This window comes from Rhizobium sp. 862_C5_N1_2 (assembly GCF_051811205.1).
In the GTDB taxonomy this organism is placed as follows: domain Bacteria; phylum Pseudomonadota; class Alphaproteobacteria; order Rhizobiales; family Rhizobiaceae; genus Rhizobium; species Rhizobium leguminosarum.
Genome location: NZ_JBPWPT010000003.1, coordinates 454,501 through 467,966, shown reverse-complemented (window position 1 = coordinate 467,966; position 13,466 = coordinate 454,501). Strand labels below are relative to the sequence as shown.

The 13,466-nt window shown below is 61.9% G+C and carries 12 protein-coding genes and 1 pseudogene; 9 read left to right on the top strand and 4 right to left on the bottom strand.

Features of this window, described 5'->3' with window-relative positions; translation table 11 throughout:
• Positions 1-11 precede the first annotated feature (11 nt).
• From ACD590_RS32175 to ACD590_RS32150, 6 genes are read left to right on the top strand one after another with little or no spacing between them, the layout of a single operon-like run.
• Positions 12-992, top strand: coding sequence for an ABC transporter permease (locus ACD590_RS32175; RefSeq protein WP_439021048.1), 981 nt, complete (start codon positions 12-14; stop codon positions 990-992).
• Positions 992-1,894, top strand: coding sequence for an ABC transporter permease (locus tag ACD590_RS32170; protein WP_018246110.1), 903 nt, complete (start codon positions 992-994; stop codon positions 1,892-1,894). Before ACD590_RS32175 ends, ACD590_RS32170 begins: the two co-directional genes overlap by 1 nt.
• Positions 1,891-2,706: an ABC transporter ATP-binding protein gene (locus ACD590_RS32165; RefSeq protein ID WP_113543205.1), complete on the top strand. Its 816-nt coding sequence runs from the start codon at positions 1,891-1,893 to the stop codon at positions 2,704-2,706. The genes ACD590_RS32170 and ACD590_RS32165 overlap by 4 nt, the downstream gene beginning before the upstream one ends.
• Positions 2,703-3,629 carry an ABC transporter ATP-binding protein gene (locus tag ACD590_RS32160; protein WP_439004179.1) on the top strand — a complete coding sequence of 309 codons (927 nt, stop codon included), beginning with the start codon at positions 2,703-2,705 and terminating at the stop codon, positions 3,627-3,629. The genes ACD590_RS32165 and ACD590_RS32160 overlap by 4 nt, the downstream gene beginning before the upstream one ends.
• 11 nt (positions 3,630-3,640) lie before the next feature.
• Positions 3,641-4,111 (top strand): GNAT family N-acetyltransferase, encoded by a 471-nt coding sequence (locus ACD590_RS32155; protein WP_439004178.1) that lies wholly within the window; start codon positions 3,641-3,643, stop codon positions 4,109-4,111.
• 21 nt (positions 4,112-4,132) lie between these two features.
• Positions 4,133-6,154, top strand: coding sequence for a beta-N-acetylhexosaminidase (locus ACD590_RS32150; protein ID WP_439004177.1), 2,022 nt, complete (start codon positions 4,133-4,135; stop codon positions 6,152-6,154).
• An 85-nt stretch (positions 6,155-6,239) separates the two neighbouring features.
• Here ACD590_RS32150 and ACD590_RS32145 read toward each other — a convergent pair whose 3' ends face one another.
• The gene (locus ACD590_RS32145) at positions 6,240-6,716 is read right to left on the bottom strand and encodes a winged helix-turn-helix transcriptional regulator (RefSeq protein WP_018448648.1); all 477 of its coding nucleotides are present in this window, start codon (positions 6,714-6,716) and stop codon (positions 6,240-6,242) included.
• A gap of 90 nt (positions 6,717-6,806) precedes the next feature.
• Between ACD590_RS32145 and ACD590_RS32140 the strand changes: the two genes are divergently transcribed.
• A complete protein-coding gene (locus ACD590_RS32140; RefSeq protein WP_113543209.1) occupies positions 6,807-7,622 on the top strand; it encodes an oxidoreductase in 816 nt (271 codons plus the stop codon).
• 49 nt (positions 7,623-7,671) lie between these two features.
• A pseudogene (locus tag ACD590_RS32135) lies at positions 7,672-8,672 on the top strand (NADP-dependent oxidoreductase).
• Between the two features lie 106 nt (positions 8,673-8,778).
• On the opposite strand, the gene ACD590_RS32130 reads toward ACD590_RS32135, so the two are convergent.
• Positions 8,779-9,519 (bottom strand): helix-turn-helix domain-containing protein, encoded by a 741-nt coding sequence (locus ACD590_RS32130; protein WP_028732565.1) that lies wholly within the window; start codon positions 9,517-9,519, stop codon positions 8,779-8,781.
• A gap of 277 nt (positions 9,520-9,796) precedes the next feature.
• Between ACD590_RS32130 and ACD590_RS32125 the strand changes: the two genes are divergently transcribed.
• Positions 9,797-10,711 carry a DMT family transporter gene (locus tag ACD590_RS32125; RefSeq protein ID WP_439004176.1) on the top strand — a complete coding sequence of 305 codons (915 nt, stop codon included), beginning with the start codon at positions 9,797-9,799 and terminating at the stop codon, positions 10,709-10,711.
• A gap of 138 nt (positions 10,712-10,849) precedes the next feature.
• Here the strand turns inward: ACD590_RS32125 and ACD590_RS32120 are convergent, their stop codons facing one another.
• On the bottom strand, positions 10,850-12,052 hold the full coding sequence (locus ACD590_RS32120; RefSeq protein WP_018246100.1) for an ROK family transcriptional regulator: 1,203 nt from the start codon (positions 12,050-12,052) through the stop codon (positions 10,850-10,852).
• A gap of 184 nt (positions 12,053-12,236) precedes the next feature.
• Positions 12,237-13,436, bottom strand: a complete 1,200-nt coding sequence (locus tag ACD590_RS32115; protein WP_439004175.1) for an MFS transporter — start codon at positions 13,434-13,436, stop codon at positions 12,237-12,239.
• Positions 13,437-13,466 lie beyond the last annotated feature (30 nt).

Sequence of the window (13,466 nt, the reverse complement as noted above, 5' to 3'; positions counted from 1 at the left end):
AGGGAGCGGAAATGCGCGTTTCGAGCCGGCGCCTCGGCGTCTATGCGGTCGCCCTGGCGTTCGCCATCGTCATGAACTTCATTCTTCCCCGGCTCATGCCGGGGAGTCCTGTCGATGCCATGGTCGCCCAGCTCGGCCCGCGGGCAACACCTGCCGCCGTCGAGGCGATCAAGGCGCGTTTCGGCGCGGTCGACCAGCCGATGCTCTGGCAGTTCGTCGATTACGTGAAGGGGTTGGCGACCCTCGATCTCGGCGTCTCGGTCAAATATTACCCCCAGACCGTCGTCCAGGTTCTTGGCCGTTCGACGCTCTGGACGGTCTTCCTTGTCACCACCGCGATCATCTTTTCGCTCTGCGTCGGTGTCGTGCTCGGCGCGATCTCGGCCTGGCGTCGCGGCGGACGCTTCGACACGATCGTCTCGCCGCTCTCCGTGATCGTGATTTCGGTGCCGCCTGTCATCGTGGCGCTGACGACACTTTTCGTCTTCGCGGTCTCACTGCGCTGGTTTCCGGTGGGATATGCCTATGATCCCAACCTCGATCCCGCCTTCGATTTCACCTTCATTGGCAGCGTGTTCGCCCATGCGATCCTGCCGGTCCTGACGCTTTCGCCGTTCCTGATCGGCGAATTCCAGACGACGATGCGCTCGTCGATGATCTCGGTACTCGGCGAGGACTATGTAACCATGGCGCGCGCCAAGGGGCTCAGCCACCTCACCGTCATGTTCGGCTACGGCGCACGCAACGCCATGCTTCCTGTTCTGACCAACCTGGCGCTGATGCTCGGCGCCGTCTTCGGCGGCTCGATCGTCACCGAGATCGTCTTCAACTATCCGAGGTTGGGACTTACACTTTATACTGCGAGCATCGCCCGCGATTATCCTGTCATCCAGGGACAGTTGCTGCTGATGACGCTCGCGACGCTGGGTGCCAACTTCCTCGTCGACATCATCTACGGGCTCGTCGATCCCAGATTGCGGGAGGCCGTATGATGAGCTTTACGCTGCGGCCCATCCTCAGGCAAAAGAAAGCGCTGGCCGGCCTCATCATCATTGTGGCTCTGTGGCTGATGGCGCTGTTTGCGCCGATCGTTGCGCCCGGCGAGCCCGGAGCGCGTGTCGGGCGCTCGCATCAACCGCCGTCGATCGAACATGTCATGGGCACGACGAAGATGGGGCGAGATGTCTATCGCCAGTTCGTCTGGGGCGCCCGTAGCTCTCTCTCCGTCGGTTTTGCCACGGGCATTGCCATCACCGTTCTCGGCACGGCCATCGGCCTCGTCGCCGGTTATGCCGGAGGCAGGACCGATGCGGTGCTCGATCTTGCGACCAATGCCGTGCTTGTTGTCCCCAACATGCCGCTGCTGATCCTGCTCGCCTCCTTCGCCGGGACGGTGGGGCCGATGACGATCATGGCGATCATCGCGCTGACCTCCTGGCCCTGGGGCGCCCGCATGACACGCTCGCAGACGATGGCGCTTCGCAATCGTGACTTCGTCACGGCCTCCAAGATGATCGGAGAGCCGGCCTGGCGCATCATCTTCGTGGAAATCCTGCCGAACCTGACGACGCTGATCGGCATCAACCTCGTCGGCAGCATCATCTATGCCATCGTTGCCCAGACGACGCTCGAATATCTGGGCTTTGGCGATCCGCTGAAGGTCTCCTGGGGCACGATGCTCTACAATGCCCAGAATTCCTCGGCGATCATGGTCGGCGCATGGTGGGACATCGGGGTGCCGGCAGTTGGCATCGCGCTGACGGGGCTTGGTCTTGCGCTGCTGAATTTCACCTTCGACGAGATCGCCAATCCGCAGCTGCGCTCCGGCCCGGCGCTGACGCGCTGGTTCCGCCTCAACCGTGCCCGCAACAGGGAACTGGAGCTTGGCCGATGAGCGACAATCTTCTGGAAATCGAAAAGCTCAATGTCGATTACCTCATCGACAAGGGAGAATTCCGCGCCGTGAAGGAGGTCTCCTTCAATATCGGCCGCGGCGAGATCTTCGGGCTGGCGGGTGAATCCGGTTGCGGCAAGAGCACGATTGCCTATGCCATCACGCGTCTTTCCAAGGCGCCTGCCTGGATCAGCGGCGGCAGCATCCGGCTAGACGGACAAGATCTCCTGAGGCTACCCGAACGCGAGTTGCAGAAAATCCGCTGGAAGCGCATCGGCATGGTCTTCCAGAGCGCGATGAATTCGCTCAATCCGCTGATGCGGGTCGAGGCGCAGTTCCATGACGTTCTGCGCCGACACACCGGTTGCTCGCATGAGGAATCAAGGGCTCGCGGCGAGGAGATGTTCCGCCTCGTCGGCATCCCCACACATCGCATCGGCGACTACCCGCACCAGTTCTCCGGCGGCATGCGCCAGCGCATCGTCATCGCGATCTGCCTGGCGCTGAGACCCGAGCTTATCATCATGGACGAACCGACGACGGCTCTCGACGTGGTCGTGCAGCGGGAGATCCTCGAGCAGGTGGTCGATCTGCAGCGGACCTATGGTTTTTCGGTGCTCTTCATCACCCATGACCTGCATCTGATGGCGCAGCTCTGCCAGCGCATCGGCGTGATGCTGAAGGGCGAACTCGTCGAAGTGGGCGACGTGCGCCAGGTCGCTCAAGCGCCGCGGCACGATTATACCCGCAAGCTTTGGAATGCCATTCCGCAGCTTCCGGGCAATCCGCATCTATCGGGAGTCTTGGCATGAAAGCGGAGGCAAATCCTGTTGTCGCCGACGCGGTGATCCGGCTCGAAGACATCAAGCGTAATTTCGGCCCGGTACATGCGCTGAAAGGTGTGTCCTTCTCGCTCTTTCCCGGGCGGGCATTGGCGCTGGTCGGCGAATCCGGCTGCGGCAAGACGACTTGCGCCCGCATCATCGCCCGCTTGGACAAACCGACGGGCGGCAGGCTGTTTTTCCGCGGGCAGGATCTGACCGCCCGCGGCGAGGCGAAGGATGAGCATCAGTACCGCAGGGAGGTGCAGATGGTCTTCCAGGATCCGTTCTCGTCGCTCAACCCAGCCTTCACGGTCAGCCATCATCTGGCGCGGCCACTGCAATTGCATCGGCAGAGCGGCTCCAGGGCGGATCTTCCCGAAGAGATTGCCCGCCTGCTGGCAAGCGTCGGGCTGGAGCCCGATGTGACCAGGCAGAAATTCCCGCATGAACTCTCGGGCGGGCAGCGGCAGCGTGTGAATATCGCTCGGGCGCTGGCCGTCGCGCCGAGCGTGCTGGTTGCCGATGAGCCGACCTCGATGCTTGATGTCTCCATCCGCAAAGACATTCTCGATCTGCTCGCGAAAGTGAAACGCGAGAATGAGCTCGCCATGCTCTATATCACGCACGACATCGCAACGGCCGCACATGTGGCCGAAGAGATCGTCGTCATGTTCGCCGGCCAGATGGTCGAATGGGGCGACACCGATGCGGTTCTGTCCGATCCGCGCCATCCCTATACAAGATTGCTGCTTTCAGCCGTTCCAGATGGCAGCCGGCCGTTCGTGACGGGCGGAAGCGCGCGTTTCCTCGAACAAGCGGAAAAGGTACGCTCGCTCAGCCGTCCGGAATCGACTGTCGTCGAGCAGGTCGGCTCCAATCATTTCATACGCGCGCTCGGCGCTTCCGGCTGAAGGATGGCAAAGTGGACTACCTGGTAAACCTTTCCACCCTGCCGCAAGATACGCAATCGCCCGAGCGAATGGCCCGCGAGGGTGTGACGATCCGCCGGGCTCTGCCGCCGGAATTCCGGCTGATCACTGGCTGGATCGCAGACCAATTCGGTGAGGGATGGGCGAGCGAGGCATCCGTCGCGATGACCCGCCAGCCGACGACCTGCTTCATCGCCACGCGCGAACAGAAGCTCGTCGGTTTTTCCTGCCATGAAGCGACGGCACGCGGTTTCTTCGGACCGACCGGCGTCGACGAAGGCCTTCGCGGGCTCGGCATCGGCCGGGCATTGCTTTTTGCCAGCCTGAACGACCTGACAGCGATGGGCTATGCCTACGCGATCATCGGCGATGTCGGCCCTTCTGCCTTTTACGAAAAGGCCGTAGGGGCCATGCCTATCCCCAATTCCGCTCCCGGCATTTACGCCGGAATGCTCAAGACCTGATCTTCAGAAGGAAGAGTGACCATGTCCATTTCGCGACCGAAAGCCCTGCGGCTTGAAACCCTTTGGAATCCGCCTGCTGATGGTAAGGAGTTTTCCTATGTCCTGCGCCTCAAGAACCTCGGCACCGAGCCGCTTTCGAATTTCTCCCTCTGCGTGAGCGGCCCGGGCCGTGTCGATCCGGCGGGTCGCGTCGAAGGCGCGACGGTCTCGCAACGGCTCTCGAATTTCACCGAATTCCAGCCGCCGGCCAATTTCGTTCTCGGCGCCGGCGAGACGTGGACGATTTCGGTCTACGCGCTGAGCTGGCAGTTCCGTCACTGGACGGACGGCGCGACGAGCGGCTATCTCGCGCTTTCCGATGGCAGCACGATCGTCCTCACCATAGAGCCGACGCGATCTTCGGTCAGCAATGCGCCGCTGAAGCGTGGCGCCGAGATCTATCCGGTGCCCGTCAATGCGCCCGTTCAGGTGTCGATCATCCCCTGGCCGAACCATGTGTCGGTCACTTCCCGCCGGCCACTGCCGGCCGGTTTTGCGCCGCAGGCGCAGAGCGCTGAAGGGGAGGCGGCAGCACGAAACTTCGCAGCGCTGGTAGAGCATCTCTTTGCCGTCGAGGGCATCGTGCGAAGCGAGGCGCAAGGCGCGGTTCCGGTTACCCTGAAGGATGCCGCCGGGTTCGGGCCGGAGGCCTATCGGCTGAGCTTCGAGGGTGAGGCGATCACGATCGAGGCAAGCAGCCGGACTGGCTTCCTCTACGGTCTCGTCACGCTCGGCCAGATCTGGCGCGGTGTAAGGCTGCATCCCGAGGTCTTCCAGTTTCCGGCCGCCGGCGAGATCGTCGATGAGCCGTCGATGGGTTGGCGCGGGCTGCATCTCGATGTCGCCCGCCAGTTCTACGGCGCCGCCGAGGTCAAGAAGCTGTTGGCGGTGCTTGCCTGGAACAAGCTCAACCGCTTCCACTGGCACCTTTCCGACGACGAAGCATGGCGCGTCGAGATCGACGCCTATCCTGATCTGACCGCGGTCGGCGCCTGGCGCGGCCACGGTCTGGCCGTTCCGCCGCTGCTCGGTTCGAGCCCGGCCCGCACCGGCGGCTATTACACCAAGGCCGCCATCCGCGAGATCGTCGCCCATGGCAAGAGCTTCGGCGTGGAGATCGTGCCGGAGATCGATGTCCCCGGCCATTGCTACGCCATGCTGCAAGCGATACCGGAGCTGCGCGATCCGGCCGAGGTCGGCAGCTATTATTCGGTTCAGGGCTTTCCCGACAATTGCATCAATCCGGCCCGCGAGAAGACCTATGAGATCATCGAGACGATCCTCTCCGAGCTCATCGAGCTCTTTCCGTTCAAGATCATCCATCTCGGCGCCGACGAGGTTCCGCTTGGCGCGTGGTCGGGTTCGCCGGAGGCGCTCGAACGTCTGCGCAGCGCGGCCGGCAACGAGGTTGCCGATGCCCATGCCAAGCGGCTGAACGTCGTGACCAATACCCATGGCGCCGACGACATCCACGGCTCGGGTGCCGCCATCCTGCAGGCGGAGTTCCTCAGCCGCGTCCAGCGCTTCCTTGCGAGCAAGGGCTGCATCACCGGCGGCTGGGAAGAGGCCGCCCACGGCGATGTCATCGACAAGTCGAAGAGCTATCTCTGCAGCTGGCGCAATGTCGAGGTCTCGGCCGAACTGGCCGAGCGCGGCTACGAAATCGTCGTCTGCCCCGGACAGGTCTACTACCTCGACATGGCGCTCAGGCCCGACTGGGATGAGCCCGGCGCCAGCTGGGCGGGGACTTCGGATGCCGAGAAGCTCTACAATTTCGATCCCATCGGCGGCTGGACGGCGAGCCAGAAACAGAAACTTCTCGGCATCCAGGCCTGCATCTGGTCCGAGCCGATGACGGACCGCGCCGTTTTCGACCGCCTCGTCTTCCCGCGCCTTTCCGCACTTGCCGAAACGGGCTGGACAAAGCCGTCATCCAAGTCGTGGGAGCGTTTCAGGGCGCTCGCAGGATTGATGCCGCTGCTCTACGGACTGCAGCAGTCGTAGCGCTCGGATTGGCGCCTCGGGCTTTATTTGAGGATCACCCTTGCCATCGCCGGAGGCGGTGATGGCGGGGGATACTACGCTGGCTTCAAGGCGAGTTGTCAGGTGCCGCTTCATCTGCCGCAGGCAGATCGCATTCGGGTGCGGCGATACGAATAGGACGTGTTCCAATCGGCGCGCCGGTCGCGCGGTCGATGGTGACGGGATCGATTTCCGTACCAGTCTCGGCGTCGAAGAAACGGGTGACGTCGCCGCCGCCGCGGTACTTGCGGCCCCAGGCGCCGATTGCAAACAGCACCGGCAGAAAGTCGCGGCCGGCTTCCGTCAGCACATATTCGTCGCGCGGCGGACGCTCGGAATAGCGACGCTTTTCCAGCAATCCTTCCTCGGTCAGCGATGACAGCCGCCCCGTCAGCATTGTCGGGACGATGCCGAGGCTTTTGCGAAATTCATCGAAGCGGGTCAGCCCCGCATGGGCGTCGCGCATGATCAGCATGCTCCACGCATCGCCGACGAGCGCCAGGCTGCGGGCGATCAGGCAGGGCTGTTTCGAAAGATTCTTCATGTCGATATCTTTTTAGTAGTGACTTGCTATCGATTTGATAGTAACAGAATGCGCATAGATATTCCACGGCAAAAACGAAGGCAGACTTCAATGAGCAAGAGAGAACGCGGCATTGCCCTGGTCACCGGGGCTTCCTCCGGCATCGGGCTGGTGACGGCGAAGGCGCTGCGGCGCGACGGTTACCGGGTGTTCGGCACCAGCCGAAAGCCGATGGCCGACACCGCCGACGGCATCACCATGCTGGTCTGCGACGTCATCGACGATCAATCCGTGCAGAGCGTCGTCGACGAGATTCTGAAGCGCACGGGACGGATCGATCTTCTGGTCAACAATGCCGGGATCGGCCTGCTGGGCGGCGCCGAGGAATCGACGACGGCACAGGCAAAAGCCGTATTCGACGTCAACGTCTTCGGCACGATGCGCATGACCAATGCAGTACTGCCGGTGATGCGGCGGCAGCGTAGCGGCCGGATCATCAACCTGAGCTCGATCCTTGGGCTGATCCCGGCGCCCTTCAACGCACTCTACGCAGCGACCAAACACGCGATCGAAGGTTATTCGGAATCCCTCGACCATGAAGTGCGCACACAGGGCATCCGCGTCGTGCTCGTCGAACCGGGTGTCACCCGCACCTCGTTCGAGGAGAACATCACGCGCCCCGACCGGCCGCTTGCCGTCTATGATGCGGTGCGCGCCGATGCGGAGAAGCTGATGCGCGAGATCGTCTCAAAAGGAGATGCGCCCGAGGTGGTCGCCGCAACCGTCGTCAGGGCCGCCAATGCGCCATCGCCCAAGAGACGCTATACTGCCGGAAAGGCGGCAGGACAGGTCCGCTTCATCCGTCGCTTCCTGCCAGAGTCCTTCGTCGACAAGAGCCTCCGGAAATTCAACAAACTTCCCGGTTGAGCCTGCCTTACCGCATTTCCGGCACACCACAGAAACGAAAGTTCGTCCCATGAAAGCATTCCTGATCGATCGCTACAAGAAGGGCGGCGCCCTCAGGCTCGGCCAGAGCCCTGAACCGCAGCTGCGCGAGAATGACGTCATGGTCGAGATCCATGCCGCCAGCGTGAACCCACTGGATGGCAAGATCCGGGACGGAGAGTTCAAGCTGATCCTGCCTTACCGGCTTCCATTGGTGCTCGGCAATGATGTCGCTGGTGTCGTGGTCCGGGTGGGCGCCAATGTCCGGCAGTTCAAACCCGGCGACGCGGTCTATGCGCGTCCCGGCCAGGATCGCATCGGCACCTTCGCCGAGTATATCGCCATCGACGCTGGCGATGTCGCGTTGAAACCTGCCAATCTCAGCATGGAAGAAGCCGCATCCATTCCACTTGTGGCGCTGACCGCATGGCAGGCGCTGGTCGAACGCGCCAAACTGCAGAAGGGGCAGAGGGTGCTGATCCATGCGGGCTCCGGCGGCGTCGGCACTAAAGCGATCCAGCTTGCCAAACATCTCGGCGCCCACGTGGCGACGACCGTGAGCACGGCAAATATCGATCTGGTGAAAAGCCTCGGCGCCGACGTGGTGGTCGATTACAAGAAGGACGACTTCGACAAGGTGCTGAAGGGCTATGACGTCGTGCTGAACAGCCTCGGCAAGGATACGCTGGAGAAATCGCTCGCCGTCCTGAAGCCCGGCGGCAAGCTGATCTCGATATCAGGCCGCCCGATCCCGATTTCGCCAGGGAAAACGGCTTCGGCTGGCTGCTGCGGCAGGTCATGCGCTTCTTGAGTTTAAGCATCCGGCGGAAATCGAAACGCCGGGGGATCGGCTATTCCTTCCTCTTCATGACGGCAAACGGCGCGCAGCTCGGCAAGATCACCTCGCTGATCGAGGCGGGCGCCATCCGCCCCGTCATCGACCGGGCCTTCCAATTCGAGAAGACCAACGAGGCGCTGGACTATGTGGAGACAGGCCGCGTTAAGGGCAAGGTCGTCATCGCGGTGAAGTAGACCCGGGAAGGCCGAAGAGCCCTCGGTTTAGCCGAGCGGCTTTTGCAGGACGTCGAAGCGCGGATTGGTTTCGGAAAAGAGAAGGGCGGTCGAGCGAAGGGGCTCTTCACTGTCGTTGCCGATAGGCAGAGGGTGTGACGCCTGTGCCCAACTTGAATGCCCGTGTCATGTGGCTCTGGCTGCTGAAGCCGCAGGCCGAAGCGATCTGCGCGATCGGGTCCATGCCTGACAACATCGATTTGGCGCGCTCGACCCGCCGGTGAGCGACCCAGCCATGCGGGGACACACCATAACTTGCCCGGAACATCCGCTGAAAATGAAAGGCGCTGAGCTGCCCGATCGCCGCCAGATCCTGCAATCGGATTGTCTCACCGAGATGGGCCTCGATATACTCCAGACTCCGGCGCCGCACATGAGGAGCGAGCCCGCCGCTGATCGCGCAGGGACGCATCCCTCCATAACGAGGATCGACGAAGAAATCGTTGATCGTCTGTGCCATCGCTTCTTCAGCCTGCAGATGACCGCCCGCCACCATCGCTTGCGTCATCTGCCAAAGCGTGCGCGCTAAGGCGGGTGCATCTGCGAAGGTCACTTCGGGAAGAGCCATGAGCCGAGCATCGCGGTCAAACGTCTCCGCAAACATCCGCCGCATCTGGTCGTCGGGAACATACAGATGGACGAATTGGGAGAAGTCGGTGATTTCCCATTCGGACGAGTGCTCCTGTGGCATGATGCACAGCACTCCCGGACGGCCGCGCGCGGCGGGGCTGCCATCTAGACGACGCGTTCCGGCGCCGCCTTTGAGATAAAGACTGAACGTATGACCGTTCGGCCGCTGATAGCTCATCCTGTCGTGTGCATTGCTCCAGATGGCAGCTGATCGCCCGAACCCCAAATCGATGGACTGTGACATCCGCGCAGTGGGAGATGCTGACAAAAACCCGAAAACCGAGGGGTGACTATATTTCACCAATTCTTCCCCACACCTGACCATGCCGCGCGAACAATACCGGCGGACGACCCGCATGGCGAGCCGGAAGTCCGGGCAAATCGATTTGATAGCAAGAATCTGCAAGAGGCCTTCTCACGGTTCGCCTATTGGTCGGGAAAACGAGGATCACTTCATGGCAAATGCCGCTCTCTTCATCGCGACCGTGCTCATATGGGGGACGACCTGGATCGCCATTGCGATGCAGGTCGGTCCCGTGCCGGTCTTGGTCTCGGTCTTTTACAGATTTGCGGTCGCAGCAGTGATCCTCGTCGCCATCCTGGCTGTCATGCGGCGGCTCAAGCTCCCTGCCTTGCGCGATCAACCTTTCATCCTTGCGCAGGCGCTCTGCCTGTTCAGCCTCAATTTCATTTGTTTCTACAACGCCGCCGCCTCTATCCCGTCCGGGCTGATCTCCGTGATCTTCTCACTCGCAACGATCTACAATGCCGTCAATGCGCGCCTCTTCTTCGGCGACCGCATTACAGGCCGCACGCTTCTCGCAGCCGCGCTCGGAGCAATCGGCCTCCTCCTGCTTTTCGGACAGGACGTTGTCGTCGATTTCGATATGGGCACGTTGCAAGGGATCGGGCTCGCAGCGCTTGGCACGCTGTTCTTCTCGCTGGGCAATATGGCGTCGCGTCGAAACAGCGCGGCCGGAATCTCACCGCTGACCGCCAATGCCTGGGGCATGACCTATGGCGCGATCGTCCTCCTCTTCCTGATTGCCGTGACGCAAACGCCGATCATGGCGCCGCCTAACATCACCTATCTTGCCGCACTGCTCTATCTCGCGGCGATCGGATCAGTGATCGGCTTCACCACCTACCTCATGCTGGTGTCCCGCATCGGCTCCTCACGCGCTGCCTATGCCACCGTCCTGTTCCCGATCGTCGCCCTGTCGTTGTCGACGGTTTTCGAGGGCTACCACTGGAGCGGCCTGGGCCTGATCGGTCTGGCGCTGACGCTTCTCGGGAACGTGGTCATCTTTGCGCGACCTCTAGCCCGCCGCCCGGTGCAGGCAGATGCAAGGCTGCCGGCAGGCGGATGAGGGGCCGGCCTCGGCAATCTCCCGTGACGAGGTGTACTAGAGCCTTTCCGTTTTTCTCCGAATCACGGAAATGCTCTATCTCTTTGTTTTCAAGCAATTCCGGACGCAAAACCGCTACGCACTTTTGCTGGAATTGCTCTAGCCGAGCGGCTTTTGAAGAACGTCGAAGCGCGGATTGGTTTCGGAAAAGATCGGCAGGGCGGCGGCGCCGAGGATCGCCGTATCCTTGCCGGTCATGCCGATCATGACGCGGGGCAATGTCCGCTTCTGGTTGGGGTCGATCGGGGTGTGCAGCGGCTCCAGCCGCTCGGCAAGCCGAAGCATCAGCGATGTCGAAATGCTGCCTCCAAGCACGATGGTCTGCGGATCGAAGGCCAGTTCCAGAAAGTCGACGGTCTGCCGCAGCGGCTGGACGGCCTGATCCAGCCAGGCGTCGAGACCTTCGCCGCCCTTGGCGATCAGCGCATCGAGATCATCGGGCGAAAGCTCCTCGGCGTTGGCAATGCCCATGAATTCGTAGGCCACCGTCAACGAGATGTAGCGATCCAGACAGCCGCGCTTACCGCAGCTGCAGAGCTTGCCTTGCGGTTCGACGATGATGTGCCCGATCTCACCGGCATTGTTGCGGCTGCCCTTGTAGAGGTGGCCATCGAGGAACATTCCGGCGCCGATGCCACCTCCGCCGGCGAGGAAGAGATAGACGAAGCTGCCCAAACCGCGGGCGACGCCATGAAGACGCTCGCCGATCGCTGCTGCCGTCGCATCGTTTTCGACGAGCACCGGCACCTTAACCCGCTGTTCCAGCTCATGCCCGACTGGAAAACCCTGCCAGCCGGGCAGGTTCAGCGGGCTGAGAGAGGTGGTGCCGCCATCGGCATAGCGGCCGGGCAGGGCCATCCCGACGCCGAGCAGCCGGTTCCGATCGAAAACGAAGGCCTGCTGAAGATCCTCGACGATGGACTGAAGAGCCGGCATGGCACGTTGCGGATCTGGATGTTCGACATGGCGCTCGATGCGGGCGCAAACCGCGCCGGAGAGATCCGTCAGGACCCCGCTGGCGCGCTGGCGGCCAAGTTCGAGGCCGATCGAATAGGCGCCGCGCGGATTGATGGTGTAGGGAATGATCGGCTGGCCGCGCGCCAGCTTCTGCGCCTCGGACGGGACGAGAAGGTGCGATCTCTCCAGTTCCTCGACGATATTCGACACGGTCTGGGCCGTCAGCGCCGTCATCCGGGCGATCGCTGCGCGCGACAAGGGACCGTTCGTGCGGACAGCCTCGATCACCACACGCCGGTTGTGAGACTTGGCCTGCTCGAGATTCGTGCCGGAAATTGCCTTCATGTCGCCTTCAAAGAAATGGTGCGTCACCCTTGTCACAAGACGAACACCGATGAAAGCCACATTCTTCGTCACGTCCCTGGACTAAGCATGTCGCGCAAAACTGTGCAGCGGTTTTGCGACAACGACATGCGTAAAAACAAAGACCCCAAGCGCGACAAGCGAATCTGAAAGATCGTGACGCGCTTTAGCGGGCTTTGCCTCTATGCAGGAGGCCGATGATCGCTATCCCCGCCAATCCGGTGACGGCGCTCAGGATCGCGGTTCCCGAATAGCCTGTCACATAGGTGCCGGCGGCGAAGACCAGCGCGCCGATCCCGGCGCTGGCAAAGATATTGACGGAGATCAGTGCGCTGCCGAGCCCCGGCCGGTCGGCGATCAGATCCTGCAGATAAGTGATCGGAATGCTGATGATCGCCGACGCTCCCATGCCCGCAAGCAAGGTGAGCGCATAGAGGTGCCACGGTTCGGAGGCAAAGCCGAGTAGGCTGAGGAACACGGCATAGATGATGGTACCGGCAGCAAGCGCCGTCATCTGGCCGGCCTTCCGCGCGATTCGCGACCAGACGATGATGAAGACGACTTCCAGCAATGCGACGATGCCAACGAGAATGCCGACGTCACTCAGCCTGCCATGTGCAGCACCAGTGGCAATCAATGGCAGAAGGGCGTCATTGAGATGCAGCGTGCTGGTGATGAGCGCCACCCCGCAAATATGCGCCGAGATGCGCGGAGAAACCACTTGGCGAAGCGCGCCGAGATAGCTGAGATGATGAGCCGCCGCCATCTCCGTTCCCGCGCGCTTCGGCAAGGCGAAGACGATGATGCCCTGGCAGAGCAGGCATGAGATGCTGGCAAAGAGGTAGGCCGGCAGCATGCTCGATGCGCCAGACAGCAGCAGGCCGGTTATCCCTGGGATCAGCACCCAGGACAGCGAGATCATGGCGCGCACGCCCGAGTTGGCCGTCACCATGTCGCTTCGGTTCATGCCGTGCATCGCCGCGCGCGCATTGGCAAACAGCAGCGAGTTCAGCGCCCCGTAGATCGGCAGGGGCAGCAACCCGCTGATGACGAAGACAGCCGCTGTGGGAAAAGCGTAGACCATGCCGTAGCCGACGATGCCGAAGAGGCCGGCGCCGATCATCGTCGACCGGTACTCGCCAAGCCGGTCGGCGAGATTGCCGAGCAGAATGCTGATGACGACGTTCACCGCCGCCGAGACGAAACTCAGGAACGAATAGAGACCGTCGCTCAAGCCCAATTCGCGGATACCTACGACCGAACGGTAAGGTGCGGTCATCGCCCCCGCCATTCCGAAGGTGAAAATGGCGATCATGCTGGCGCGGATCGCCGGATTGCGGAAGACGTCGGGAAAAAGTCGGCTCATGCGGTCATCGATCAGAAGTAAGCCGGCTTC

Excerpts from the sequence above, each read along its gene's own strand:
- ACD590_RS32175 (WP_439021048.1), top strand. The coding sequence starts at position 12 with ATGCGCGTTTCGAGCCGGCGCCTCGGCGTCTATGCGGTCGCCCTGGCG.
- ACD590_RS32170 (WP_018246110.1), top strand. The coding sequence starts at position 992 with ATGAGCTTTACGCTGCGGCCCATCCTCAGGCAAAAGAAAGCGCTGGCC.
- ACD590_RS32165 (WP_113543205.1), top strand. The coding sequence starts at position 1,891 with ATGAGCGACAATCTTCTGGAAATCGAAAAGCTCAATGTCGATTACCTC.
- ACD590_RS32160 (WP_439004179.1), top strand. The coding sequence starts at position 2,703 with ATGAAAGCGGAGGCAAATCCTGTTGTCGCCGACGCGGTGATCCGGCTC.
- ACD590_RS32150 (WP_439004177.1), top strand. The coding sequence starts at position 4,133 with ATGTCCATTTCGCGACCGAAAGCCCTGCGGCTTGAAACCCTTTGGAAT.
- ACD590_RS32145 (WP_018448648.1), bottom strand. The coding sequence starts at position 6,716 with ATGAAGAATCTTTCGAAACAGCCCTGCCTGATCGCCCGCAGCCTGGCG.
- ACD590_RS32140 (WP_113543209.1), top strand. The coding sequence starts at position 6,807 with ATGAGCAAGAGAGAACGCGGCATTGCCCTGGTCACCGGGGCTTCCTCC.
- ACD590_RS32130 (WP_028732565.1), bottom strand. The coding sequence starts at position 9,519 with ATGAGCTATCAGCGGCCGAACGGTCATACGTTCAGTCTTTATCTCAAA.
- ACD590_RS32125 (WP_439004176.1), top strand. The coding sequence starts at position 9,797 with ATGGCAAATGCCGCTCTCTTCATCGCGACCGTGCTCATATGGGGGACG.
- ACD590_RS32120 (WP_018246100.1), bottom strand. The coding sequence starts at position 12,052 with ATGAAGGCAATTTCCGGCACGAATCTCGAGCAGGCCAAGTCTCACAAC.
- ACD590_RS32115 (WP_439004175.1), bottom strand. The coding sequence starts at position 13,436 with ATGAGCCGACTTTTTCCCGACGTCTTCCGCAATCCGGCGATCCGCGCC.